We start from the raw sequence: 24,501 nt of genomic DNA, 5'->3' as shown, positions 1-24,501 counted from the left end.
TTTCTGTCATTTCCTAGCCAACGATGAACATGCTAAAACCTCAAGTTAAGTTGAGGTAAAGAGCTTTTTTGGAATTTTTTATTGTAAGTGCTTTGGCTAATTATTTGGATCGAGTTTTTGGTGAATAGATTCCCAGTCTCACCTAGGTTCGCGGGAATGACGGAAAGAGAGAGCTAAACGAACAGCGTCATTCTGAAGGAGCCTAAGCGATTATTCAGAATCTAATTTCAGCGCGTTGTGATGTTGCATTGTGAATTGAATTATCCGCTAGCACAGAACCAGTCCCTCCCTTTAGAACTCGGTGCATTGAGAGCTTTGGAGTTTGACATAAGGGGAGGTTAGGTGAGGTTGTTGGTATGAGGTTTAAGGTTGGGTTAGGTGCTTGCAACCTTCTTTCACCTTTTGTTTGTCTGTGTTCTTGCTAATCATTTTCGATCGAGTTTTTGGTGAGTAGATTCCCAGTCTCACCTAGGTTCGCGGGAATGACGGGGAGAGAGCATGAAACGAACAGCGTCATTCTGAAGGAGCCTAAGCGATTATTCAGAATCTAATTTCAGCGCGTTGTGATGTTGCATTGTGAACTGAATTATCCGCTAGCACAAAACCAGTCCCTCCCCTTTGAACACGGAGTGTTGAGAGCTTCGGAGTTTGATACAAGGAGAGGTTAGGTGGGGTTAGTGCTTTGAATCTGAATGTTGGGTTAGGTGCTTGCGATCTTCTTTCACCTTTTGTTTGTTCGTGTTCTTACTAATTAATTTCGATCGAGTTTTTGGTGAGTAGATTCCCAGTCTCACCTAGGTTCGCGGGAATGACGGAAAGAGAGAGCTAAACGAACAGCGTCATTCTGAAGGAGCCTAAGCGAGTATTCAGAATCTATTTTCAGCGCGTTGTGATGTTGCATTGTGAATTGAATTATCCGCTAGCACAAAACCAGTTCCTCCCCTTTGAGCTCAGAGTATTGAGAGCTTCAGAGTTTGATACAAGGGGAGGTTAGGTGGGGTTAGTGCTTTGAATCTGAATGTTGGGTTATGCGCTTGCAACCCCCTCCAACTTCCCCTTTTCTCGACATGATTTGCCAAGCATTTGAATGTGGTTATCAAAGGGGAGGGCTGTTCTTTCTTGTTGTGTGCTCAGTGCTTTCGCCACAAACCAAAAAAAGCCAGCAGTAGTAGCTGCTGGCAAAGTCTTTGGGCTTCTAGGTTTTTGCTTTTATTTCTTGCCACTCCGTTCTACACAGTGCCCCGATTGGCCTTCTGGGGAAGAAAACACAGCACTGTGCGCTTTGTGTCCAAGAAATTTGGAGATTAACCTTGCTTACGGATTAGGTAGTCAAATGCGCCTAAGCTTGCTTTTGCACCTTCACCCATCGCAATGATGATCTGTTTGTAAGGAACGGTTGTTGCGTCACCGGCTGCAAACACACCTTCTAGGCTAGTATCGCCACGGCTACCGACTTCGATTTCGCCGCGCTCAGATAGGGCTACTTCTGAATCTTTTAGCCATTCTGTGTTTGGTACTAGACCGATTTGAACAAAGATACCTGACAGTTCAATCTCTTTGATTTCGTCTGTGTTGCGGTCTTTGTACTTCAAACTTGTTACGCGAGTACCGTCGCCCACAACTTCAGTAGTTTGCGCCATCGTGATGATGTCTACGTTTGGTAGTGAATTCGCTTTGTCGATAAGCACTTGGTCTGCGCGAAGTACGTCTGCGAATTCAAGAACCGTTACGTGTTCGACGATACCAGCAAGGTCGATAGCAGCTTCGATGCCTGAGTTACCACCACCGATAACCGCAGTTTTCTTGCCTTTGAACAGTGGGCCGTCACAGTGTGGGCAGTACGCGACACCTTTGTTGCGGTACTCTTGCTCACCCGGAACGTTCATTTCACGCCAGCGTGCACCAGGGCTTAGGATGACACTCTTACTCTTCAGCGTTGCGCCGCTTTCAAGTTGGATGTGAATCAAACCATCTTCTGTGTGTGCTGCGCCCATTAGCTTCTCAGCTTGTTGTTCAGTTACTACGTCTACATCGTATTCTTTTAGGTGTTCTGCTAGATCAGTTGCCAGTTTTGGACCTTCAGTACGTTTTACCGAAATGAAGTTCTCGATTGCCATGGTGTCCATAACCTGACCACCAAAACGCTTAGCAACAACGCCAGTGCGAATGCCTTTACGAGCTGCGTATAGAGCAGCTGCGCTACCACCAGGACCACCGCCGACAACAAGTACATCGTATGGGTCTTTTTCGCTCAGTGCTTTCGCGGCTTTCTCGCTTGCTCCGTCATCCACTTTGTTTAGGATTTCAGTCAGAGACATACGACCTTGACCGAATAGCTCGCCATTCACAAATACACTTGGTACTGCCATGATGTCGCGTTGTTTCACTTCATCTTGGAACAAACCACCGTCGATCATGGTTGCTTTTACTTTCGGGTTGATCGCCGCCATCATGTTGAACGCTTGAACCACGTCCGGACAGTTTTGGCACGACAGTGAAATGAAGATTTCTACGTCTAGATCTTTGTCTAGTGCTGCGATTTGCTCAATCACTTCCGGTTCTAGTTTGATTGGGTGACCGCCAGAGTGAAGCAGTGCCAATACTAGAGAGGTAAATTCGTGACCCATTGGCAAGCCTGCAAAGCGTAGTGCTGTGCCTTTTGCTGGGTTAGTTACCGCCATCACTGGTTTACGTGCGCTTGCGTTGTCGTCACGTTCAACGGTGATTAGGTCGCTCATCTCTGCGATTTGGTTCGCTAGAGACAAAATGTCATTCGATGCTTTGCTTTCATCTAGACTAACCACTAAACGAACTTCTTCTTTTACATTAGCCAGATATTGTTTGAGTTGTTGTTGGATCGCTTGGTCTAACATAGTTGTTACTACCTTAATTAAAACTAAAAAGTGGTTACTGTAGATAAAACCTGAGGGGGAGAGAGCAAATCAGGCAGAAGGTCGTCAAGGTATCTAACCTGAAGTGCTCTCTAATTCAGTTCTAATCAGAAAAAGGAAATCGGGAACTGATTAGAACTTAAATTTCAGTGGCTTAGATTTTGCCAACTAGATCTAGTGATGGAGCTAGTGTCTCTTCACCTTCTTTCCATTTAGCTGGGCAAACTTCGCCTGGGTGTGCTGCTACGTATTGAGCTGCTTTCACTTTGCGTAGTAGGTCTTCTGCGTCACGACCGATACCTTCAGCAGTGATTTCCATTGCTTGGATAGTACCTTCTGGGTCGATTAGGAACGTAGCGCGGTCTGCAAGACCTTGACCTTCACGCATCACACCGAAGTTGTTTGTGATGTTGCCTGTTTGGTCGCCAAGCATGTAGTACTGAATCTTACCGATTGTGTCTGAGCTGTCGTGCCATGCTTTGTGAGTGAAGTGTGTGTCAGTTGATACTGAGTAAACTTCTACGCCACGTTTTTGTAGCTCTTCGTAGTGGTCTGCTAGGTCGCCCAGTTCTGTTGGACATACAAACGTAAAGTCTGCTGGGTAGAAGAAGAATACTGCCCATTTACCTAGAACGTCTTGTTCTGTTACTTCAACGAATTCGCCGTTTTTGTACGCTGTAGCTGCAAATGGTTTGATTTGAGTATTAATCATAATTTACTTTCCTTTGAATGTTTTAAGCTGAGCTGTTGTTGCTTTCGGAAAGTATATTCTCATCGGAGTATGTTTAAGGAAAATCGCTTGTAACTATCCTATTGATAGTCATTTCCTATTTCACTTGATAGGCATATCCGATGTAGGTGAGTTTGCTTTGATAGGTTTTATTGAAGATGAATGCAGAGCGATAATAGATAATGTTGATTGAGAAGGGCGATGAGGGAGGATGGAGGTATAACGTGTGATTCCCGCTTAAAAAGGCGCGATAAGCCGCGCCTTCTCATATTATGCAAACGAAATTATTTGCGGTTGTGACAGTGGTACTCACCAGTTTTACTGTTTGTATGACAGCCATTTGCATCGGTGCCTCCAGAATGGGCAAACGCCGCAGAAACCATACCGAAACTAACAAGAAGAACGAATACTGCCTTTTTCATTTAATACTCCGAAATGTATGCCCAAACTTGAGCGCGCGGAGTTTTACATGAATGCTACTAGTTGAATATGATTTCAATCAACCTTTAACGTCTCATCGCCCACTTATTTCGTCAGTGGGCAAGATTTCAAAGGATTAGCTCAGATTGTCGAGCACTTTGCCACACAACTTCTTCAGCATGATCATTTCATCCAACTCTAAGGTGATTTTGCACATCATGGCGTTTGGCACTGACTTGGCTTGCTCTTTAAGGTCACGACCTTGTTCTGTTAGGTTGAGTACGCGAACGCGTTCATCGGTTTCACTGCGACCACGCTCTACATAGCCTTTTGCTTCTAAGCGTTTAAGCAGCGGCGTGAGTGTGCCTGAGTCCAAATGCAGTTGTGACCCCAGCTCTTTCACGCTGGCACCGTCTTTCTCCCACAGTACCATCATCACTAAGTACTGCGAATAAGTCAGATCAAGCTCGTCCAGCAACGGGCGGTAAGCTCGGATCACTGCATTTGCTGCGCTGTAGAGCGGGAAGCAAACTTGGTTTTCGAGTAAGAGTTTATCGTCGTCGGTCATGGTGTTGTCGGTGTAACACTGGCTCATTGGCGTTGCCTACCTGCTCATAGAGAAAGAGAGTCATAAAATAAATTGTGCACAATATAGTTGCAAACGATCTTTACTTCGATCTAAGATTGCGAGCAATTAAATTGTGCGCAACTTAAATTAAGAAGGATACTCGCATGACTACTCTATACAAAACTCAAGCTACCGCTTTGGCTGGTCGTAATGGTCAAGTAAAAACAGATGACGGTCTTCTCGATCTAGAGCTGTCGTATCCGAAGGAAATGGGCGGCACAGGCGCAGCAACTAACCCAGAACAGCTGTTCGCAGCGGGCTATTCGGCATGTTTTTCTAACGCGATTCTGCACGTAGCACGTGAAGGTAAAGTAGACCTGAAAAGCGCACCCGTAACAGCGGAAGTAGGTCTCGGTCCGAACGACAACGGCGGCTTCGCTCTAACAGTGAGCCTAGCGGTAGAGCTAGATATGCCACAAGAACAAGCGCTAGAGCTAACGCGCATTGCACACCAAGTTTGCCCATACTCAAACGCAGTTCGTGGCAACATTGATGTAGCAGTAACGGTAAACGGCGAAGCGATTTAAGCGGGTCTTACCACGGAACAAAGACAAAAAAGCCTGCAAGTACGCAGGCTTTTTTTGATTGGTATGAAGTGAGAATACTTAACGCGACTCTAGTGGGTAAGAGCGGTAGCTCCACATGCCGTAAGTACGCAGTGCATCGCGATAAATACCAAGTAGTTCGCCATCGCTGGCTTTGGCTAAGTCTTTAAGCGGTTTGTCTGGGTAACTTACGGTGTCGAAAGTGATGCCTTGTGGACCAGTTTGCCAGCTTGCGATTTCAAATAGCGTTTGACCACGGCGCACGTGGCTCGCTGAGCTGATGATGGTCGCGTGCTTGATGTTGTGACGTGCCAATGCGTAGCTGCTGAATAGGGCGTTACCTACCGTGCTGGTGGCATAGTTTTCTTCAATGATGCGATCTTTGCTGATGCCTTTTTCAATCAGCCAATCCGCCATTAACTTGCCTTCGGTTTTGTGGTTCTTTGGTACGCCGCCCGTCAATACGATCAACGCGTCTGGGTTTGCTTTTGCCATGGCTAGCGTGGTTTCCAAACGCTCAACCAAGATTTGGTGCATTGAACCATCCGGATTCAGTGCGTATCCCAGTGTGACGATCGCCCCCTTGTCATTTAGTTTGCCTTTGTCGGCTTTCTCTTTTAGTGGCGTTGCAAGTACGCGGTCTACGGTGTCGAAGATGCGTTGGATGTCTGCCGCTTTACCTGCATTGAGCTTCGTGAGCGTCGCCATATGTTTCGCTGATTCCGTTTGGTTGCCCTCAAAGCGTTGCCATACCGCTAAGTAAGCGTGCAAGTCCACATCGTCTGGTGCGACCGAAAGGGCTTGTTCGAACAGTTCAATCGCGCGGTCTGCATTCTTGTTGTAGATCTGCGCGTTTGCCGCAGAAATCAGCAGGTCAGTACGGTATGGCTCAAGTTTGTAGGCTTCTAGTAAGCGGTCGGTAACAATCTCCATGTTGCTCGGCATTTTGGCGGTAAAACCAGCGTGTGAGATACGCGCAGGGGATTTGAATGCCTTTACCGCGTCGTTGAGCAGTTGGTCGACAACCTGACGCTTGGTGACGATCTGTGAATAGTCGGCTGAAGATTGGATAGCAGCATCGTTTGCTGCAATGGAGTATGGAGCAGCCGTTAGCGCAATCACGCTACCAAGAGCAATAGCAAGTAAGTTCTTCTTCATGAAATGTCCTAGAGGTGCTGTAGTACCTAGTTTTTATCGTGCCTAACGTTGTTGTAGGTCGAACGAGTTCGATGGATTTTTTCAGTCTAGGTTCGCTTCATGAATAAACTGTGAAATGAATCCCAACTCAGCCGAACGAAGGGATTCAAGTGGTTAAAACGCGAAGTAGGATCACGAAAAACGTTGCCCACCGGCTGTTGTGTTAAATGGTTGGATTTAAAGACAATCGCGAGCTGGTTGCTCTCTTCATATGTGAACAGCACTCGACCAGCCATCCATTACGATGTGCGGCGTTGTATGCGCCTCGACAGCAGCGAAGCCAATCTTTCTTGGTCGAGAAGTAAGAGGCGCTGCCCTTACAGATTTTCAGTGTCCATTTGGCGCGAGCAGAGCGCATATGCTGGCAACACTTTTTCATCCATCCATTACGGTGTGCTGCGAAGTAAGCGCCACTGCAGCCTTCTTGCCATGCGGTTCGAGTCTTGAATTCAGAAGCACTTTTGATGCAGGCGTCGAGTGTCCATTTCTTTTGCGTTCTCGGCGCACCCATGTGAGCGCAGCAGTGCTCCAACCAACCTCGGTTTCGTGCCGCTTGATACGCACTTTTGCACGCGCTGATCCACTCGGTCCGGGTCCGAAACGCTCGAGCGCTTTTGAGGCACGCCGCGAAGTCCCATTTCAGTTCGATGGGCTTCATGTGAGTGCAGCATTCGTCTAGCCAACCATTACGATTTGCTGCGTTATAAGCACCGCTGCAACCGTGTTGCCAATCAGAACGGGTATTGTACTTCTTGGCATTTTTCGCGCAGTTTTCAAAGGTCCATTTTTTACCTGTACGAGAGGGAAGCATGTGAGCGCAGCAATCTTCTACCCAGCCATTTTTACGAGCTGCATGGTAGGCGCTTTTGCACGCTTGGTTCCACTCAGAGCGGGTTTTATATCGAGCGGCGCTGCGTACGCATTTTTCGTAGGTCCACTTAACGCCAACGCGTTGCATGTGGGCACAGCATTGGTCTAGCCAACCATTCCGATAAGCAGCACTGTAAGCCGCTTTACTCCCTTCGCTCCATGCGGTGCGAGTTTTGTATTGTGCTGCGCTTTGTTTGCACAGTTCGAGATTCCATTTCCCCCGTTTTTTGGGTAGGTCCATAAGATTCATAAGCGCACCTCTTCGAACGTATTCAGAATAAGGTTGAAAAGCCGTTTCCCTAAATGATGTCCTACCACGCTTTCTATGAAGCTTGCTCTCGGCGGTAGGTGAAAATACTGGTTGGGTATATGTACGGATTTTTAAGGCTTTGAGGTCAATTTAAGAGAGAAGTATCGGTGGGAAAAACAAACCCCGTAGCTAGGCGGGGTTTGATATTGAGCTTAGAAACGAGTACTACGCCAGTTTAAATGTCGCTACTTTCGAGTTGAGGTCTTCAGCTTGTGATTTCAGCTCAGAAGATTGGTTCATGGATTCTTCTGCACCAATCACCAAGTGATCGGTCACGTCTTTGATGGACGTAACATTCTGAGTGATCTCGTTGGTCACGTGCGTTTGCTCTTCTGCTGCTGTAGCGATTTGTGTCGCCATGTCGCTGATCAATGCAACCGCTGAATTGATTTCATCCAACGCTTGCGAAGCACGGTCGGCATCTTCTACCGAACCCATCGCCAGTTCTGAACTGCGTTCCATCAAGGTCACAGCGCGTTGAGTGGTGCGTTGCAGCGTTTCGATGGTGGATTTGATCTCTTCTGTTGAAGTGTGTGTACGTTGCGATAGTACGCGAACTTCATCAGCCACGACTGCAAATCCACGACCTTGTTCACCAGCGCGTGCCGCTTCGATTGCCGCGTTCAACGCAAGTAGGTTGGTTTGTTCAGCAATATCACGGATGGTCGACAGCACGGTGTTGATGTCTTGTGCGTGTTGGTTTAGTTCACTAATAACACCACTTGCTTGGTTCACTTCAGAAGACAAGTTGTTGATCGAGTCTTTCGTGTTTACCACAAGTGAGTGACCGTTTTGTGTACTTACTGATGAATCTTGCGCTACTTTCGCTGTTTGTTCAGCGTGAGAGGCGATCTCTTGAGTTGCAGACGCCATTTCTGTCACTGCCGTTGCCACAAGCGTGATTTCTTGTTGCTGGTGGTTTAGCTCATCAACTGATTGGTTTGCACGCTTAGTGCTTAGCTCAGACTGTTGGTTTAGGTCTTCGGCTTGATGACGAATATGACCAATAAGCTGCTGAAGGCTCGCAACGAACTGGTTGAAGTTCTCTGCCAGTTCACCTACCTCATCGCGGTTTTCTACTTTGATGCGTTGAGTTAAGTCACCACTGCCGTTAGCGATTTGCGACAGTGCATGAGAGACGTTGTAAAGCGGGCGGAACAGGATGTTACACAGCAAGTTAAACAACGCCACACAGATGATCACAACGATAGCCGTCGCGATAATTTGTCCCCAAACGGCATCGTAAAGTGGTGCAACAAGTGAGTCGCTATCCAGAACGGTTACTGTGGTTAGCTTGGTACCGTCGATGGCTTTTGCGTAAACCACAAAGTCTTTACCCTGAATAGACACAGTTCGATCCTGACCAGATCTTGCTGCCGCAACGATGTCATTGTTGCTCAAACCAAGCTTGCTCACAGGTTGATTAAGCAGTTTGCTGTCGTTGTGAGTGAAGATGTTGCCTTGGTCGTTCGCAATGAACATGTAGCCTTCGCCCGGTAAAATTACTTGGTTTAGGCTGTTTAGGATATCGCCGATTTCTACGTCAGCACCTAATACTGAGGTTTGACCGTGAAGCTGTATCGCTTTACCCAAAGACACCACGTTTGCGCCTGTTGCGGCGGCAACCGTTGGGTTATCCATAAAGACTTTGGATGGATTAGCAATGGCATTGGTGTACCAACCCCATTTGCGTGGGTCATCGTTACCTGGCGGTAGAACAACGCCGTTTGCGTTATCTTGCGAACCGTCTGGGTAAGCTAAGAAGACGTTATCAAACTTGGCAGAATCGCGAACTTGTTTTAGGTGCGTCACGATTGCCGATTTTTTAGCGTCTTGCGATAGTGAAGTCAGTGCTCGTTCTTTGGATAGAATCCAGTCACTTACATATTGGTTGTAAGATGCGCTTGTACTTTCTAAACGCTGTGCAACTTCAACGTCAAGTCGTTGCAAAGAGTCACGGAAAGACAGCCCCTCTACCAACACTCCCCCGAGGATGATGGCAGCGCTGGCAGAGATCGCCAGCTTGTTCTTCAAAGATAAGTTCTTAAACATATAGATATGATTGGCTCTTTATTATTTATAAAAATTTGTATTTCGCGCCGATATTATATTTTAGTGTTCAAAATAAATACCGATCTGTGTCGCGTATTTGATTCATACTCATGCTAATGCACACATTTTGTTCAAATTGTTTTGCTTTTTTGCGCTAACTTGTTTATTAGCAAACCGTTATTTACATCTTTGTAAATGATTCTTGTTTTTATAAAGTGTGATCAAAGTCTTACTATAAGGGCGTATATTGCATATTAAATATCAAGCATATGACGTGATCGATATATTGCCTCAATTATTCATTGTTAGGGACAATAGTTATGCGTAGCACGTTGTTATTACCCGCATTATTACTGTCAGGGTGCGCTCTGACTCCCCAATCAACACCTCTCCAAGCCGATACAAATTGGCATGTCGACCAACTTGCCAATGGGATGAAGTACCACATCTATCCGACTCAAGACGAAGAAGTCTCAGTACGTTTGATGATGAATGTCGGCTCTTTCCAAGAGGACGCCAGCCAAAAAGGCTACGCTCATTTTATTGAGCACATGGCGTTCAATGGCAGTACGCACTTTTCTGGCAATGATGTTGTAAAGCTGTTTGAAGCATCAGGCGGCAGCTTTGGTGCAGATATTAATGCCACGACAACCTATCAGCAGACGACGTACAAATTGGATCTCGCCAATCCAGACAAGCTGAGTGAGGCGCTAACGTGGATGCGTGACATCGGTGATGGCATTCAATTTGACCCAACGCAGGTAGAAAAAGAGAAAGGCGTGATTTTGGGAGAGTGGCGACGTTCTCGTCCGGATGATAAGCCGCTGTCTTTCACTGCGTACGAAGCCACAATTGAGGGGACGCCTTACGCAGAGCACGATCCAATTGGTACGCGTAGCTCGATTGAAAATACGTCATCACCCGCTTTAAAGCGCTTTTATGACAAGTGGTATCAGCCGCAATACGCAGAGTTGATCATCACAGGTAATGTTGATGTGGACTCGATCGCTAAGATTATCGAGAAAAAATTCTCAAACTGGGAGAGCACGTCTGACGTTGTGGTTGAGAAGCGACGTGATATTCGTGCGAATAACGCCAATCGCATTCTGCCAAGCAGCCAAATGGAATCGCCAAGTCTGCATCTGATCATCGACCGTGATTCTGTGATGCGCCAAACCTTGGCTCAACAACATAGTGCATGGCAAGACGAAGTCAGTGCTCAGCTTATCCAGCAACGTTTGCTTGCGGTGTTAAATGATGCGGCGGAATCTTTCCAATACGCGTATGCACAGCCTTACACGTCCAACTACCACAGTGTCATGTCTGCCGGTGTTTCTTTTGCGCCAGAGCGTCGTGACAATATTCAGAAAATCTTCCTAAATACGCTAACGTCTTTACGTGACTACGGAGTGACACAACAAGAGCTTGATGGTGTGATGTCTGGTTGGTATGGCGAGCTATCTAACCTTGATTCAGATTGGTCGAAACGTAAGCCAGCAGGTTATGCTGAAGCGCGTACTTACCAGTTAGAAATCAATTCGGTAAGCCAATCGAAGCAAGGGTATGAGCAAAGCTTGTCGAGCTTTATCGACAGCAACACATTAGATCATGCCAATGATGAGCTGAAAGCGCTGTTGTCTGAACCAGCAAACTTTGTAATTGGACTGGGTAAAAACGAAGACAAAGCACAGTTTTCAGGTCAATTTGCAGCCTTGAGCGCCGCATATGCACAAGCTGGTGAGAAGCCATTGGACATGTATGCGCAGACGGATGGTTTTATTCAACCAACCAAAGAAGGCACGATCACTAAAATGCGTGAAGAGAAGGGTGGATTCCAAGTTTACACTCTATCGAACGGCATTGAGGTGTGGTTCCAAAAAGACGAGAAAGCAGCCAATCGCGCATACGTTTATTTAGCAAGCCAAGGTGGTAAAGCGGCGTTAGATAAGTCGTTGTACCCTGCCTTTGATGTGGCAACGATGGCTGCTGCACGCAGTGGCTTAGGTGGTTTCTCTGGTTCTGAGCTCGACAGCTACTTGCGTAAAACGGATATTTCACTGTTTCCTATTTTGGGTGCAACCAATCATGGTGTAGAAGTGATCGCGCCAAAAGCACACCTTGCGAGTGCGCTAAATGGTTTGTACAACATCATGACGGAAATTAAAGTCGACGAGCGTCAACTTGCCGCTGTGAAACGCGAGTTTGTTCAGCAGCGTCGAGCGTTCTTTGAATCACCAATGGGTAAGTGGGTCAAAGCGGCAAATGAAAACGCTTACCTGCCGAACAGTCGTCAAGTTCTGTTAGCTGCAGATGGGGTTAAGGATATCACACCAGAGCAAGTTTTCGCTTTGCATGAGACGTTGTTTAACCACAACCGCGGCTACAAGATGGTGATGGTTGCAGACATCGACCCAGAGCAGATCACGCCGTTATTGCGTAAGTACGTTGCATCGATTGATCTAAAACCAAGTGAAGCAGTGGACTACCACATCGATTTTAATCCTAATGCGCAAAAACGCTTGGTAATGGCAGAAGGGCACGAGCCATCGTCGCTGTATTTATTGCGTTTAACGAACGGCAATGAACAGCCAAGAACGGCGCAAGAAACGGTTGTTATTGACATACTTCAACGCATTGCGGCAGCACGAGTGACTGATCAATTACGTGAAGAGGCAAGTTTGGATTACAGCCCAAGCATTTACCCAATCACGCAAGATGAAGAGATGGTGTCTGACTGGTTCTTTGAATCTCAAATCGATCCGAAAGACGTGAGTAAAATGGATGCGCAGCTTGGCAACATCATCGATGATTTGGCAACGAACATTACTCAAAAAGAAGTCGATATTGCGAAGAAACAGTTGGTGGTTGCAATGAAAGACATCGACGACAGTCCGGGTCAACGCAGTTGGGCATACACGCGTTACCTTGTTCATGACTATGGACTGGATGTATTGCTTGATATCGACAAAGCGGCGCAAAGTGTCACTTTAGAAGAAGTCAAAGCGTTGGCAAAACGTGCCTTCGGTAACAAAGCGAAACGCACGACGATCATCCTCAATCCAAAATCATAATTTGCAAAGGGCGACTCCATGGTCGCCCTTTTTATTTTTGAATGCCGCCGTATTCAGTCAGTTTTGCTCATTGGCGACAGACTCTTGCGCTTTAATCTTCTGCTTGTAAGCTTTTGCTGCCTCTTTACGCGCCGCATCTAAATCAGCACGACGCACGGTCACCTTCATGCCCGGCATGGGTTTTACCTTACACGCGTAGCGAGGCTGGCCATCCACTTCTACTTTACAAACATGACAGCAGCCTTTGATGCGTCTGTTCTTTAAACACGGTGCGGCGATATTCACTCTGACCTTACGAGCGATATCAACAAGGTTCTGGTCATCCGGTGAAATAGCGATTTTATGGGTATCAATCTCAATGATTGCGGGTTTAAAGGTAAACATAAGCTCTTAAATTAGGGTTAAACAATGATTATATCCAAGTGACTTCAAGATGCAGGATTCAGAGCGCTGTCATTGATTCCCTATTTACCGAAAGCAAGTAAGGAAAACAACGCAGCGGAATAGCCAGCTCTTTCCAAGTCATTCTCGCTGAACCTAGCATCTCGAGGTTACTTGGGTATAAGACGAATGATCACGAGAAAAGACGACGCAGTTATTGGAATTGTACAAGGTTCCTTCGGGCTTCAATCGAAAATCATTTTTGTGAAGGAATGCCTCATATTTACTAGGTACAGGAAACCATGTGGTATCGATTGAGTCTCATCTAATTCCAAATAGCAGTAAATGAAGGTTCCCCCAATGAAACGCTACCTATTGTCGACGATTCTACTACTAAGCAGCGCGAATGTATTCGCAGAATCCACACCAGCGCAGCCTGTTGCACCAAAACCATTTGGTTTAGAGAGTATGACTGCGGAGCAGCAAGCAAAAATTGAAGACATCCAGATTAAGCTCAGCAGCGAATTAGCGGGCAAACAAGATCCTAAAGCGGCTCAAGAGAGTGCAAAACAATTCGAGAAATTGGTTAAAGCATCATCCTTTGATGAAGCAAAAGCAAAACAGCTGATTCAGCAAGCAAATGCAAAACAGTTGGACAAACAACTTGCTCAACTTAAAGCGCAGCACGATATCTACAATGTGCTTACTGACGAACAGAAAGCAACGCTTGAGAAGCGCCAGCAAGAGCAGTTGAAAAAGTTTGAGTCAATCAAACAAAGCGCTCAATAAACACTCAGCTTAAACTCGTCACAGAACGAAAAAGACTCCCAAGCGGGAGTCTTTTTATGTATTTGTCTGCGATGAAAGGAACGATCGCACTCTGATACTTAATCGTTTTTCTCTTTGCCGTAAACGCGAACGCCCGCCTTTGAGCCTTCTGAGTTACCGTAAACTTCGATATGTTTTACGCAGCGACGGTAACCAAAGTAACGCCAATCTGTCATTTTGTCTTTATCAAGGTCACGATGGAAACGAATGGTTTTTTCGTCACCATTTTGGAATCGTACAACCACTTTTCGTAGTTCGATATCTTTCTCTGCTTTCACTTTGATCGCGTTGGTATTGCGGCAAACAATCATCGGGATTTTTGCTGCTAGGTTACCGTGCTCAAGCAAAATGGTACGACCCAAAGTGAATTTATCGTCCGCATGAGCAGGCGCGATAAGTGTTGTTGCAGCGAGTGCTGCCGTGATAATAGCGGTATAAATTCTCATTAAAATAATCACCAAAACACAGGAGCGCGAATCATAGTCGAGAGAAATGAAAATCTACTAGCGATATTTTTGCATGTGGATGAAGTTTCACAATCCGCTGACTTTGCCCGAATAAAAGTACTGGCTTCGCTTCTACCAAGTGCGAATCCGTTATCGAGGCTGTGTTCGAAACGATATGAAGGAGTGGGAGAGGTGATGAAGAGGATAAACAAAAAAGAGCACTTAAATGTGCTCTTTTGGTTTGTTATTAAGCGCTTTTAACCGCCTGTGGTTTATCGGCTTTTGCGGCGCCTTTCACTGCTGTGGATTTGTCTTTTAACGTCACCACTTCTTTTTCTGGTAGCTCTGCTGCCTCACCGAAGAACTTACCGCCCGGTTCGATGCTCAAGTTGTTGCTCCAGATCTTGCCGCTAACACGACCTTTTGCGAGCACTTGAATGTGCTCTGCATGGAAGTTGCCATCAAGGACGCCATTGATGACAAGTTGCTTCGCATAAACGTCGCCTTTGATGCGACCACTTTCTGCGACCACAAGGGTGCCTTCGACGTGCAATTGACCTTCAACAATACCATCAATCTGGATGTCGCTTTCTACTTTGAGTTCTCCGCTAACAGTACAGCCTTTGGCGATGAGAGTTGAAGCTGTTGGGCTACTCGTTGTTCCACGGTTTTGATTAAAGATTCCCATCGTATTCTTCGCTCCTTGGTAAAGATGTCTTCAAAATCATTGAGGTTCCAATCGACAAATGGCCTCGGGTTTAGGGCTCGTCCGACAAAACGCACTTCATAATGAAGGTGGGGACCAGAAGAGAGCCCACTGTTGCCGGAGATTGCAATGAGTTGTCCTTTTTTGACGAACTCACCGGTTTTGACTTTGAACCCTGTTAAGTGCGAGTAAGAGCTCGAAAAGCCGAATGAATGTTGTAAACGTAAGAAGTTACCCGAGCCTTTTTTACTGCGTCGAGTAACTTCAACAACGCCATCTGCTGGCGCGTAAATCTTGGTTCCAGTGTTTACGGCAAAGTCCAATCCTCGGTGCATCTTGACTTGCTTTGTAACGGGATGGACGCGTTTACCAAAACCAGAAGAAAAACGTGCCTTTCCTACTGGCGAGCCGTTAGGGATCTGATTAAGCATTGCCATACGTACATGTGAGGTAATGGCTGCGGTATCTAGTCGCGCATCCAAACTATCGCTGGAGGACTCTTTGGCAACACCAAGCACTTTTTCTAACTCACCTAAGCGTTCAGAAACGAGTTGAACGCGTTCTTCTCGTTCAGAGAGATCGTTCTCTAACTCGGATTTAAGATTTTTTAAATCATCGAGTTCTTGCCCGATACTACGCGAACGTTCGGTCAGTTCTGCCTGTTTAAGAACCGCATCATCCACTTGTGAGTAAAGGTGGTTTATCAAAATTGCAGTCGCCGCTAACGCCAGTACAAACACCACTACGCCAGTTTTAAAGTTGCGTTGCATGGTTTTACTGAAGTACCAATGCTTGGAACCGTTAATGGTGGAGATTGAAATCGTTAGCTGGTCTTTCATTGCGCTTAATTAGGTGTAGCTCTGCCGTTTATTTGTTGAAAAGCAAGACTTTAAGGAAAAGGTGCGTCGGCTTCTACTGATTATGTTGATGAAAATGTCAGATCGTGATCTGTTTTCACACAATCAATAAAAGTTAGGGGGTAGATTTAATCTTATCGCCGCTTTGGTCAGTGAGATAAGGGGAGCTTATCCTTTCGATTGAGTAAATTACCAATAGTATGATTGAGCAATTTAACTCACTTCACGTTTTATCTTATAAATGTTGGATATTTTAGTAATTTAGCATTTGGGAAATTGATAAGTCTGGTTGGGTGTTTATGATGGCGTTGCACGCGAATAAACGCCTGAAACAAAAAATGAAATTTTTCATCTTGTTAAAGCGTTCATTGAAGGCTTAATGCTCTCTCAAACCAGCTAGTTGGTTTGGGGAAATATAACCAAGACAACGGAGTTGGTCGTGAAAAAATTATTATTAGCTACTGCAGTGGTCGCAGCAGTTGGCGGTGCCGCTTATGTGTACCAAAACAACCTTGCCCAAGGTGAATCTTCAAACTCGCTACTCACGCAAGTTCCGGCAGATACACTTGTTCTGACTTACCAAACAGAACCATTCAATCATTACGAATACATGACTGCTTTCGGTGGAACACAACAGCCGCCTCTTGCTGATCTGTTCGTAGAAGAAGAGTTGACTCCAGGTCTCGAGTTTGCGGTTAACTTCTTCGATGCTTATGTTGCGGCATCTTCTTCACCTGAAAGTCTCAAATCTTTCCTAGGTACTGGCGATATGGTAAGCCCAATTATCTATACGCTTGGTTTTGTTCCAGTTTATAAGATGCAGCTTGAGACTCCTGCATCACTATGGAAAAGCTTAGATGAGCAAGAAAAATTAGCCGGTATTCAACACGAGAGCGTGAAATTGGATACGGTTGAGTTCCGTCGCTATGAGCTAACAGACTCACAAGATCCGCAAATGGGTGTTGGTCTTGCTGTGGGCGTAGTGAACAACGTGCTGACGGTGACGTTGGATATTCCTGAGCTAGGTGCTGAGAACCCGCTTAAGATGGCATTTGGTCTAGAATCGCCAAAGAACAACATTGCGGATTCTGGTCGCTTGGAAGCGCTGAAAACGAAATACGGTGCGAACAACAACTCGTTTGGCTTGGTTGATTTCCGTGAAATCATCAAAGGTTTCACTACGACGGATGGTAACCGCCTTGCTCGCCAACTAAATACGGCGGGTTCTGATCCAATGTTGGATGAACTTCGCACGCCAGCGTGTCATACCGAGTTTACTCAGATCGCAGAAAACTGGCCGCAAATGGTGGTATTTGGTGAATACTCAGTCCAAGACAGCAAGGCGCGCATTAATGGTAGCTTAGTCGTTGAATCGAAAAACCAAGTGATTTTGGAAGCACTGCAATCAATGCGTGGTGTACTCGCGGAATCAAACGGCGAGAAGAGTATGTTCAGTGTAGCGCTGGGCTTGGATGTTGCTACGCTTGCACCAGCAATTGGTAAGATCTGGACCGATCTAACTACGCCTCAATACCAATGTTCAATTTTAACCAAAGCGCAGCAAGATATGCGTGGTCAAAATCCAGCTCCAGCAATCAGCATGGGTGCAGGTATGGCGAATGGTCTGAAAGGCTTGAGCATGGAAATGTTCGGTCTTGATGTAGACATGAGCGGTCAATACGGCCCTGAGCTTGGTCAGCTAGACGCAATCTTCTCGATCTCTGCGGACGATCCAAACATGTTGCTGCAAACCGCGCAGATGTTTGTGCCTGAACTTGCTCAAATCCAAATCCAACCGGATAACCAACCCGTGAATATTGGTGGTTTGTTAGAACCGTACGCTGGCAAGCCAATTGATGTGTTTGCTCGTCTGAATGACAGTCACTTGACGCTTTACAGCGGTGATGCAGCAGCATCTGCAAGTGACAAGGTGATGGCACAACCGCTAACAGCGAATGGTCTATTGAGCTTCACTCTGGATTCAGAGCGTGTATTGGAAGTGATGGAAACGGCATCTGAAGTTTCTGGCGAACCAGTTCCAGAAGATCTGATGATGAGCCTTCAAGGCCAACTTGTTGGTGGTATGGCGGTGGATGTAACCAAAGATGGCATCACGTTCGACTTTGATTACACCGGTTCAACGAAACCACAAGTGAAGGTAGCGCAGCAATAAGCGTGATTCACTGGCTTCAATCTCGAAGTATTTTTTCATAATCAAAAGGCGACCTCAGTGTCGCCTTTTTTGTTTTTCTCAATATATGTACTTCAATTCTCTCCCTTTCATTCAAAAGTGGGCACCAAATAAGATCAATAAAAATCAGTGGGATGGATCTTTCTCCTTCATAAATGATCAAATGTATCTTTACTAAAACTGTACGGTACAGTACAGTTTGTGAAAATCATTAAGTTGGGTTTCAAAAATGAAGAAGAAAGTCATTGCGTTGTCGCTTGTTATTGGTTCGTTGTTCGCTGCAGGTTGTGCGTTATACCAACCTAATACGGTGACTACCGATAACGCTTATGTTCACTCGGATGTGACGGCGATTTCTCCGGAAGTCGGTGGGCAGGTAAGCCAACTTTTTGTCGAAGATAACCAGTGGGTAAGCAAAGGTGCGCCACTGTTTTCGATTGATGATGAAGATTTCATTGCCAATCAAGAAATTGCGAAGTCGGCGTTAGATGTCGCAAAAGCAGCGCTGACCGCAAACCAAACCAAAACTGAGATGCAGTTGGTAAAGATCGAGCAGGCGAAGCAGGGCATTCACAGTGCAAGTGCCAACGCGGAACATCAAGCGGCTGAGTTTAAACGTCTGTCTCGTTTGGTACAAAAGCAGTCGGTGAGTAAAAACCAATTTGAAGCGCAAAGAACGCGTTCTATTGAAGCGAACAGCAACCTTGAAACTGCCAAGCTAGCGCTAGCCGCTGAACAGAAGCAGCTTGACGCGCTCGTGACAGAAAAGATGCAGCTAACCGCGCAACGCAAACAAGCCGAAGCGAACCTGAGATTGGTGAATATCGCCCTTGAGCGAACTATCGTTCGAGCGCCTTTTGATGGCTATGTGGCAGACAGACAAGTGCAAGTGGGTAAGTTTGTTCAACCGGGCATGGGGTTGATTGTGATGGTACCGGATTACGTGTGGATTGAGGCAAACTTCAAAGAGACTCAACTAGAGAACGTCGTACAAGGGCAAGACGTGGAAGTGGTGTTAGACATGTTCCCTGATCATCCATTGCATGGTCGTGTAACTTCCATAACCCCAGCAACAGGCGCGCAGTTTAGTTTACTGCCACCGCAAAATGCGACTGGTAATTTCGTGAAAGTAGTTCAGCGTGTGCCAGTGCGTATCGAGTTGGATATCCCACAAGAGCTGAAACAGCGCATCTACCCTGGCTTATCGGCTGAAGTGTCGATTGAGACCGCAACTCAAGGTTAATCGCCATGAAAACACGTTCACCATTGCTGATTTTTGCGCTGTTCGCCATTGCGGCTTTTGGAATCAATTCGGTGATGTTTACCGAGTTGTCCCACGAGATGGCAGCCACATCCGGTTTGTCCGCAGATGAAGTCGAGTTAGTGAAAATCGGCTTTATGATCACTCAAGTATTAGGGTTTATGTTTACCCCAATCATGGTGCGTAAGCTTGGTACGTCATTGCCATTACACTCTGCATTGCTGGTGGGTTTGGGAACAAACCTTGCGCTCTATTGGACTGGTCAGCATGCGTTGTTGTTCACACTGACTTGGTTAGTAAGCGGCTTTTTCATGAGCATGTTATTGGTGGTAGTGAACCTTTATCTACTCAATACTTTTGAGCAGCGTTGGTTGCCTGCGATTATTGCGCTGACGCTGATCTTCTCAACACTGTTACCAATGGGCGCTTATCCGTGGTTGGTGGCAGAGATTGTTGAAGAGTTTGATTGGTCGTTTTTGAACGTTGCCTCGGCTTGGTTGTACTTTTCAGCTCTAGTGATGATCGGCGTGTATAAGCCTCAGGCGATTGAGATTGAAACTAAGCCAAAGTCTTCAGGTTCGGTGTACCTTGTACTCGCGTTAACGATGAGTTTGGTGGTGTTCCTACTGATGCGTGGCAGCTACTACAACTGGTTGGATTCAGACTGGTTTGTACAGGCTTCTTCTGTCACTGCAGCACTGGTTTTGTTGGTGGTGTATCAGTTGGTGAAAACGCGCCATTTGGATACTGCGTCGATGCAATTGCACGGCAAGTTAAAGACTAACGTGTTTATGTACAACGCCTTTCTTGCAGGCTTTGCCGTGATGGCAAGTACGGTGCTGTTTGCTAACTTCCTAAAAATGGCGATGCACTATAACAGCCTCAATGCGGGCTATGCGCAGTTGCCATCGTTTTACGCCATGTTGGTCGGCATGCTGGTGAGTGTGTTGGTGTATTACTTCCGCCGTCCACTGGCAGATGCTGTGGTGCCTTTTGGCGTACTGATGATTCTACTGTCGGTGCACGAGTTCAGCCAATTACCAAGCTTTGTTGGTACAGAGTCACTACCCATCCCAATGCTGCTGCGCGGTTTTGGTGTTGGTTTGTTGAACGTGTCGGTGACGATTGCTGTGTTGATGTATTTCCAAGTAGGCCAGCGCTTAGAAGGTATTGCTAACTTCTATCTGTTCCGAACCATGGGCGGGGTGATTGGCGGGGCGTTTTTCTCTCGTGTGATTCAAAACCACAGCGCGCAAGCATCGGGCGAAATCGGTCGTACTCTGGATGGTTCTAATCACGTATTCGTAGCTTACGAGCAGGCGTTGAGCGGCGCGATTCTAACTCATGGTCGCTTACCTAATCCGGCGCTCGGCATGAGCCAGATTAGTGCCGTTGTGAAGGAGCAAGCAACGACATTGGCGCTGAGTAATTCGTTGGTGATGTTTATTGTCTCTATTTTTGCCCTTGCGCCAATCTTGTTGATTGGTAAAAAGCTGGCAGCAAAACAAGAGGCACACTGAGGCTAAGTAAAATAGTACTAGTAGCCCAAATAGTTAGGTAACTAGGCAGCGCAGTAAAAATAACAAAGGGAGCCAATGTGCTCCCTTTGTTATTTTTAGGCTTGAGATTCTTATCGTTGATACAACGTGAGGAATGCTGCCACGGCTTTTTGTGTATGCGAATCCAATTCTTCGTCGCTTAAGAAATCAAAGCCCATCAGTGCCATATTCTGGTAATCCATTTTGATCAGCGCGAGTAGCTGACCACAGGCTAGATCGGCATCGTTGATGTGAAGCTGCTGGCTAATGGTGTCGGTTTTTAAAAACTCAATTAAGTATTGGTGAATACGCTGTGGTCCGGTTTGCCAAAACTGATTTGGAACCGAGTCGTGTTTATTAAAATCAGCAGACACGATGCGATAAAGCGATAAGATTGGGTTAGAGCAAATGCCACGTAGATACTTTTTAGCGAAGTCTTCTAAGGTTTCTCTTAGTGGTTCATTCTGTTTATCGGCAAGTTGGAAAACGGATTCTAGGCTGATCTTGGTGTTATGCGCGAGCACTTCAACAAACAACCCTTCTTTATTGGAAAAGTAACGATACAGGGTCTGTTTTGAACCTCCACAAATTGAAACGATTTGATCGAGTGACGTGTCCTTGTAACCCTGTTCAATAAACAGTTCGGTCGCGACTTCGATGATTCGAGTTCTTTTCTTTTCAGTAGATGCGCGCATAACTAAATCAGCCTAAATAAAACTGTTCAGTACAGTATCATTATTGCTGCCGAGACACACCGCTTTTCCGCGTTTAATGCTTCTTCATTGACCAAAATTAAAAAAGGCGACACGAGGCCGCCTTTGAAATCAAATTGGTTACGTTAACGTCGGTAGTACAACGAAATACGGTTGCCGTTAATCTCTTGCACGATAAATGGAATCTCATAAATATCGCTCAGCACTTCGGCATCAATCACTTCTTCAACTAAGCCCGCTTTAATGACTTCCCCGAGCTTCATCGCCACAATGTGGTCAGAGTAACAAGACGCAAAGTTGATGTCGTGAATTACGATTACTACAGCTTTGTTCTTCATTTCCGCAAGCTTACGTAGCGTACTCATGATGTCGACGGAGTGTTTAATGTCGAGGTTATTCAGCGGCTCATCCAAGAAGATGTAGTCGGTATCTTGTGCCACCACCATAGCAATAAATGCCATTTGACGTTGCCCGCCCGACAGTTGGTCGATAAAGCGATCTTTCAAATGGTCGATTTCCAGATGTTGCATTGATTCATCAATGATGCGGTGATCTTCTTCTGTCAGACGACCTTGTGAGTACGGGAAGCGACCAAACGCCACCAAGTCTCGCACCGTAAAGCGCATGTTGATATTGTTTGACTGACGCAGCACTGATAGGCGCTTTGCCAAGTCTTCGGTGTTCCATTGGTCAAGTGGCTTATCACCAATCACGACGCTACCAGCATCGCTTTCTGTTAGGCGACTCGCCATCGACAGCAAGGTACTTTTACCCGCGCCGTTCGGACCAATAATGCTGGTTACTTTACCAAGTGGAAAAAGGGCATCGGCGTTTTTTACCACGTATTTTTCGTTGTATTTTTTGCTAAGACCTTGAATACGGATCATGTGATAAACCCTTAATCGAATTTGTTTTTCATAAGCAGAAGCAAGAAGTAGCCGCCGCCGATAAAGTTGATGATAACGCTGATGGTGGTGTCGAAATCGAACAGGTTTTCAACCACCCATTGACCGCCTGACAGCAGCACAACCGACAAGACTGAGCTTGCGACAATCAATAAGCGATGTTGGTAACCAGTGAAGATTTGGCGAGTCAGAGCCACAACAATCAGACCAAAGAACAAGATTGGACCAATCAATGCGGTCGAGATAGACACCATCAAAGTGATGATGAACATGACTTGCATGGTCAGTTTGTGGGTATCCACACCTAGGCTTTTCGCGTTATCGACACCAAGCCACATTACGTCTAATTTGTGGGCAATACGCATTAGGTACGCGCCACACAGCAGCATCGGAACCACACACCAGTACACCAATTCACTGTTGATGTTGTTGAAGCTCGCGAACATCGAACTTTGGATGAAGGTGAACTCATCTGGGTCGGTGATCATGGTGAAGAAACCAGTGACACTGTTGAACAAGCTACTCAACACGATACCAATCAACAAAAGGGTGAAGATATTGCGCTGACGACCACGGAAGTAGAAGCTGAACAAAGTCATCGCACACACAATCATGATGCCAGTCGACAACACGAAGTTGAGCTTGCTGTTGATGACCAAAGCACTCAAGCCCCCAAACATCACCACAAGCAGCACTTGAATCATCACGTACATGGAATCGAAACCCAGAATCGAAGGGGTGAGGATTCGGTTGTTGGTGATGGTCTGGAAAATCAGTGACGAAGACGCAATCGCCATTGCTGCCAAGACAATCGCCAGTACTTTCGGGATGCGGCGTGACAAGAAGAACTGGTAGTTGTCTGGCGTTAAGCCCTTGCCGATGAACACCGCACAAATCAAAACCGCCGCGATTGCCAGCAGCGTTACTTTCATAGAATCACGCATTCGATTTGTCTCTAAGAACTAGGTAAATGAAGATTGAGCCACCCAAGATGCTGATGATCATCGAAATTGGAATCTCGTAAGGGAAGATGATGAGGCGACCGAGGATGTCGCAAGTAAGCACCAAAATCACACCTGCGTATGCGGTCCAAGGCAAGTTACGACGCATGTTGTCACCAATGAACAGTGACACAAGGTTTGGCACTATAAGCCCAAGAAACGGAATCATACCAACGATCATTACCACCGATGACGACAGTACAGCCACAAGGATCACACCAACCAGAACGATGCGTTGATAGTTCAAACCAATGTTTTTTGCAAAGCTTTCACCCACACTTGCCGCGCTAAAGCGGTTAGCGTAAGCGTAAGCCAGAACCGAGACCGGAAGAGCGAGATATAAGAATTCGTAGTTACCACGCAATACCGAGGCGAAGTTAGCCACAGTCCAAGAACCAAGAGTCTGTACTAGGTCGTACTTGTAGGCAATAAAGGTGGTCATGGATGACACCACGTTGCCATACATGATGCCGATCAGCGGGACGAGTACGGTGTTCTTAAACTTCAAACGTTGCAAGAAGCGCACGAAGATCACCGTACCAATCACAGAAAACGCGAAGATGGTGACCAGGTGAATCCAACTGCTCATGTCTGCAAACAGAATCAGCGCGACGATGTAGCCGAACATTGCCCAATCGACCGTACCGGTGGTGGATGGGGCAGCAAAGCGGTTTTGCACGATCTGCTGCATGATCAAACCAGCGATACTCAAGCCTGCTCCGGCTAAGACGATGGCAAGCAAGCGGGGTAAGCGACTAACCAGCAAGATGTTCAAACTGTGGCTGTCACCAGCCAAAATCTGCGAGAGTGAAACGTTCGCCACCCCAACCAACAAAGAGGCGCAGGCGAGTACGACGAGCAACAAAAAAGCCAAGATATGATGTAATTTCATGGTGTATTTATAGGGTGATAAAAACAACAATGACCTTTCGCACCGTGAAGCGGGAAAGGTCATCGATT

At 46.2% G+C, this 24,501-nt stretch carries 21 protein-coding genes; 6 read left to right on the top strand and 15 right to left on the bottom strand.

Features of this window, described 5'->3' with window-relative positions:
• Positions 1–1,304: 1,304 nt before the first annotated feature.
• The 4 genes from ahpF to OH463_RS03930 all read right to left on the bottom strand — a co-directional run bounded on the left by ahpF (position 1,305) and on the right by OH463_RS03930 (position 4,636).
• A complete protein-coding gene (gene ahpF / locus OH463_RS03945; RefSeq protein WP_005374617.1) occupies positions 1,305–2,873 on the bottom strand; it encodes an alkyl hydroperoxide reductase subunit F in 1,569 nt (522 codons plus the stop codon).
• 172 nt (positions 2,874–3,045) lie between these two features.
• Complete coding sequence (gene ahpC / locus OH463_RS03940) at positions 3,046–3,603, bottom strand: alkyl hydroperoxide reductase subunit C (protein WP_005374632.1); 558 nt, start codon at positions 3,601–3,603, stop codon at positions 3,046–3,048.
• 302 nt (positions 3,604–3,905) lie between these two features.
• On the bottom strand, positions 3,906–4,043 hold the full coding sequence (locus OH463_RS03935; protein ID WP_005449646.1) for a YHYH domain-containing protein: 138 nt from the start codon (positions 4,041–4,043) through the stop codon (positions 3,906–3,908).
• A 134-nt stretch (positions 4,044–4,177) separates the two neighbouring features.
• Entirely contained in the window at positions 4,178–4,636 is a 459-nt protein-coding gene (locus tag OH463_RS03930) for a MarR family winged helix-turn-helix transcriptional regulator (protein ID WP_005383518.1), read from the bottom strand.
• 137 nt (positions 4,637–4,773) lie between these two features.
• Between OH463_RS03930 and OH463_RS03925 the strand changes: the two genes are divergently transcribed.
• Positions 4,774–5,196 (top strand): organic hydroperoxide resistance protein, encoded by a 423-nt coding sequence (locus OH463_RS03925; RefSeq protein WP_101960611.1) that lies wholly within the window; start codon positions 4,774–4,776, stop codon positions 5,194–5,196.
• A gap of 78 nt (positions 5,197–5,274) precedes the next feature.
• Here OH463_RS03925 and OH463_RS03920 read toward each other — a convergent pair whose 3' ends face one another.
• The 3 genes from OH463_RS03920 to OH463_RS03910 all read right to left on the bottom strand — a co-directional run bounded on the left by OH463_RS03920 (position 5,275) and on the right by OH463_RS03910 (position 9,643).
• Positions 5,275–6,372, bottom strand: a complete 1,098-nt coding sequence (locus OH463_RS03920; RefSeq protein ID WP_053052266.1) for a YdcF family protein — start codon at positions 6,370–6,372, stop codon at positions 5,275–5,277.
• Between the two features lie 202 nt (positions 6,373–6,574).
• Positions 6,575–7,531 carry a hypothetical protein gene (locus tag OH463_RS03915; protein ID WP_269990587.1) on the bottom strand — a complete coding sequence of 319 codons (957 nt, stop codon included), beginning with the start codon at positions 7,529–7,531 and terminating at the stop codon, positions 6,575–6,577.
• A 225-nt stretch (positions 7,532–7,756) separates the two neighbouring features.
• Positions 7,757–9,643 (bottom strand): methyl-accepting chemotaxis protein, encoded by a 1,887-nt coding sequence (locus OH463_RS03910; protein ID WP_005449641.1) that lies wholly within the window; start codon positions 9,641–9,643, stop codon positions 7,757–7,759.
• 320 nt (positions 9,644–9,963) lie between these two features.
• Here OH463_RS03910 and OH463_RS03905 point away from each other — a divergent pair, with 320 nt between their 5' ends.
• The gene (locus OH463_RS03905; protein ID WP_269990586.1) at positions 9,964–12,714 is read left to right on the top strand and encodes a M16 family metallopeptidase; all 2,751 of its coding nucleotides are present in this window, start codon (positions 9,964–9,966) and stop codon (positions 12,712–12,714) included.
• 57 nt (positions 12,715–12,771) lie between these two features.
• On the opposite strand, the gene OH463_RS03900 is transcribed toward OH463_RS03905, so the two are convergent.
• On the bottom strand, positions 12,772–13,098 hold the full coding sequence (locus OH463_RS03900; protein WP_050940871.1) for a 2Fe-2S iron-sulfur cluster-binding protein: 327 nt from the start codon (positions 13,096–13,098) through the stop codon (positions 12,772–12,774).
• Between the two features lie 357 nt (positions 13,099–13,455).
• Here OH463_RS03900 and OH463_RS03895 point away from each other — a divergent pair, with 357 nt between their 5' ends.
• A complete protein-coding gene (locus tag OH463_RS03895; protein ID WP_050935374.1) occupies positions 13,456–13,884 on the top strand; it encodes a Spy/CpxP family protein refolding chaperone in 429 nt (142 codons plus the stop codon).
• A gap of 98 nt (positions 13,885–13,982) precedes the next feature.
• Here the strand turns inward: OH463_RS03895 and OH463_RS03890 are convergent, their stop codons facing one another.
• From OH463_RS03890 to OH463_RS03880, 3 genes are all read right to left on the bottom strand, one after another.
• Complete coding sequence (locus tag OH463_RS03890) at positions 13,983–14,369, bottom strand: DUF2541 family protein (RefSeq protein ID WP_005449637.1); 387 nt, start codon at positions 14,367–14,369, stop codon at positions 13,983–13,985.
• Between the two features lie 247 nt (positions 14,370–14,616).
• Positions 14,617–15,057 carry a bactofilin family protein gene (locus OH463_RS03885; protein WP_074051870.1) on the bottom strand — a complete coding sequence of 147 codons (441 nt, stop codon included), beginning with the start codon at positions 15,055–15,057 and terminating at the stop codon, positions 14,617–14,619.
• The gene (locus OH463_RS03880; protein ID WP_005449635.1) at positions 14,961–15,914 is read right to left on the bottom strand and encodes a M23 family metallopeptidase; all 954 of its coding nucleotides are present in this window, start codon (positions 15,912–15,914) and stop codon (positions 14,961–14,963) included. The genes OH463_RS03885 and OH463_RS03880 overlap by 97 nt, the downstream gene beginning before the upstream one ends.
• A gap of 457 nt (positions 15,915–16,371) precedes the next feature.
• Here OH463_RS03880 and OH463_RS03875 point away from each other — a divergent pair, with 457 nt between their 5' ends.
• From OH463_RS03875 to OH463_RS03865, 3 genes are all read left to right on the top strand, one after another.
• Entirely contained in the window at positions 16,372–18,105 is a 1,734-nt protein-coding gene (locus OH463_RS03875) for a hypothetical protein (protein ID WP_050925714.1), read from the top strand.
• A 247-nt stretch (positions 18,106–18,352) separates the two neighbouring features.
• Positions 18,353–19,366, top strand: a complete 1,014-nt coding sequence (locus tag OH463_RS03870; protein ID WP_269990585.1) for an HlyD family secretion protein — start codon at positions 18,353–18,355, stop codon at positions 19,364–19,366.
• A 5-nt stretch (positions 19,367–19,371) separates the two neighbouring features.
• Positions 19,372–20,904, top strand: coding sequence for an MFS transporter (locus OH463_RS03865; protein WP_269990584.1), 1,533 nt, complete (start codon positions 19,372–19,374; stop codon positions 20,902–20,904).
• A 110-nt stretch (positions 20,905–21,014) separates the two neighbouring features.
• Here OH463_RS03865 and OH463_RS03860 read toward each other — a convergent pair whose 3' ends face one another.
• The 4 genes from OH463_RS03860 to OH463_RS03845 form a co-directional block, all read right to left on the bottom strand.
• Positions 21,015–21,617 (bottom strand): TetR/AcrR family transcriptional regulator, encoded by a 603-nt coding sequence (locus OH463_RS03860; RefSeq protein WP_009695906.1) that lies wholly within the window; start codon positions 21,615–21,617, stop codon positions 21,015–21,017.
• Positions 21,618–21,760: 143 nt separating this feature from the next.
• Complete coding sequence (locus tag OH463_RS03855) at positions 21,761–22,522, bottom strand: iron ABC transporter ATP-binding protein (protein ID WP_005449633.1); 762 nt, start codon at positions 22,520–22,522, stop codon at positions 21,761–21,763.
• 11 nt (positions 22,523–22,533) lie between these two features.
• Positions 22,534–23,484: an iron chelate uptake ABC transporter family permease subunit gene (locus OH463_RS03850; RefSeq protein WP_009695905.1), complete on the bottom strand. Its 951-nt coding sequence runs from the start codon at positions 23,482–23,484 to the stop codon at positions 22,534–22,536.
• Positions 23,477–24,433 carry an ABC transporter permease gene (locus OH463_RS03845; RefSeq protein ID WP_269990580.1) on the bottom strand — a complete coding sequence of 319 codons (957 nt, stop codon included), beginning with the start codon at positions 24,431–24,433 and terminating at the stop codon, positions 23,477–23,479. Before OH463_RS03845 ends, OH463_RS03850 begins: the two co-directional genes overlap by 8 nt.
• Positions 24,434–24,501 lie beyond the last annotated feature (68 nt).

The sequence above is a fragment of the Vibrio sp. NFR genome (assembly GCF_027587095.1).
Lineage (GTDB): Bacteria > Pseudomonadota > Gammaproteobacteria > Enterobacterales > Vibrionaceae > Vibrio > Vibrio harveyi.
This window is presented reverse-complemented; position numbering and strand designations above follow the sequence as displayed.

Bases quoted from the DNA above. Each gene is read 5' to 3' on its own strand.
- ahpF (WP_005374617.1), bottom strand. From the start codon at position 2,873: ATGTTAGACCAAGCGATCCAACAACAACTCAAACAATATCTGGCTAAT.
- ahpC (WP_005374632.1), bottom strand. From the start codon at position 3,603: ATGATTAATACTCAAATCAAACCATTTGCAGCTACAGCGTACAAAAAC.
- OH463_RS03935 (WP_005449646.1), bottom strand. From the start codon at position 4,043: ATGAAAAAGGCAGTATTCGTTCTTCTTGTTAGTTTCGGTATGGTTTCT.
- OH463_RS03930 (WP_005383518.1), bottom strand. From the start codon at position 4,636: ATGAGCCAGTGTTACACCGACAACACCATGACCGACGACGATAAACTC.
- OH463_RS03925 (WP_101960611.1), top strand. From the start codon at position 4,774: ATGACTACTCTATACAAAACTCAAGCTACCGCTTTGGCTGGTCGTAAT.
- OH463_RS03920 (WP_053052266.1), bottom strand. From the start codon at position 6,372: ATGAAGAAGAACTTACTTGCTATTGCTCTTGGTAGCGTGATTGCGCTA.
- OH463_RS03915 (WP_269990587.1), bottom strand. From the start codon at position 7,531: ATGAATCTTATGGACCTACCCAAAAAACGGGGGAAATGGAATCTCGAA.
- OH463_RS03910 (WP_005449641.1), bottom strand. From the start codon at position 9,643: ATGTTTAAGAACTTATCTTTGAAGAACAAGCTGGCGATCTCTGCCAGC.
- OH463_RS03905 (WP_269990586.1), top strand. From the start codon at position 9,964: ATGCGTAGCACGTTGTTATTACCCGCATTATTACTGTCAGGGTGCGCT.
- OH463_RS03900 (WP_050940871.1), bottom strand. From the start codon at position 13,098: ATGTTTACCTTTAAACCCGCAATCATTGAGATTGATACCCATAAAATC.
- OH463_RS03895 (WP_050935374.1), top strand. From the start codon at position 13,456: ATGAAACGCTACCTATTGTCGACGATTCTACTACTAAGCAGCGCGAAT.
- OH463_RS03890 (WP_005449637.1), bottom strand. From the start codon at position 14,369: ATGAGAATTTATACCGCTATTATCACGGCAGCACTCGCTGCAACAACA.
- OH463_RS03885 (WP_074051870.1), bottom strand. From the start codon at position 15,057: ATGGGAATCTTTAATCAAAACCGTGGAACAACGAGTAGCCCAACAGCT.
- OH463_RS03880 (WP_005449635.1), bottom strand. From the start codon at position 15,914: ATGAAAGACCAGCTAACGATTTCAATCTCCACCATTAACGGTTCCAAG.
- OH463_RS03870 (WP_269990585.1), top strand. From the start codon at position 18,353: ATGAAGAAGAAAGTCATTGCGTTGTCGCTTGTTATTGGTTCGTTGTTC.
- OH463_RS03865 (WP_269990584.1), top strand. From the start codon at position 19,372: ATGAAAACACGTTCACCATTGCTGATTTTTGCGCTGTTCGCCATTGCG.
- OH463_RS03860 (WP_009695906.1), bottom strand. From the start codon at position 21,617: ATGCGCGCATCTACTGAAAAGAAAAGAACTCGAATCATCGAAGTCGCG.
- OH463_RS03855 (WP_005449633.1), bottom strand. From the start codon at position 22,522: ATGATCCGTATTCAAGGTCTTAGCAAAAAATACAACGAAAAATACGTG.
- OH463_RS03850 (WP_009695905.1), bottom strand. From the start codon at position 23,484: ATGCGTGATTCTATGAAAGTAACGCTGCTGGCAATCGCGGCGGTTTTG.
- OH463_RS03845 (WP_269990580.1), bottom strand. From the start codon at position 24,433: ATGAAATTACATCATATCTTGGCTTTTTTGTTGCTCGTCGTACTCGCC.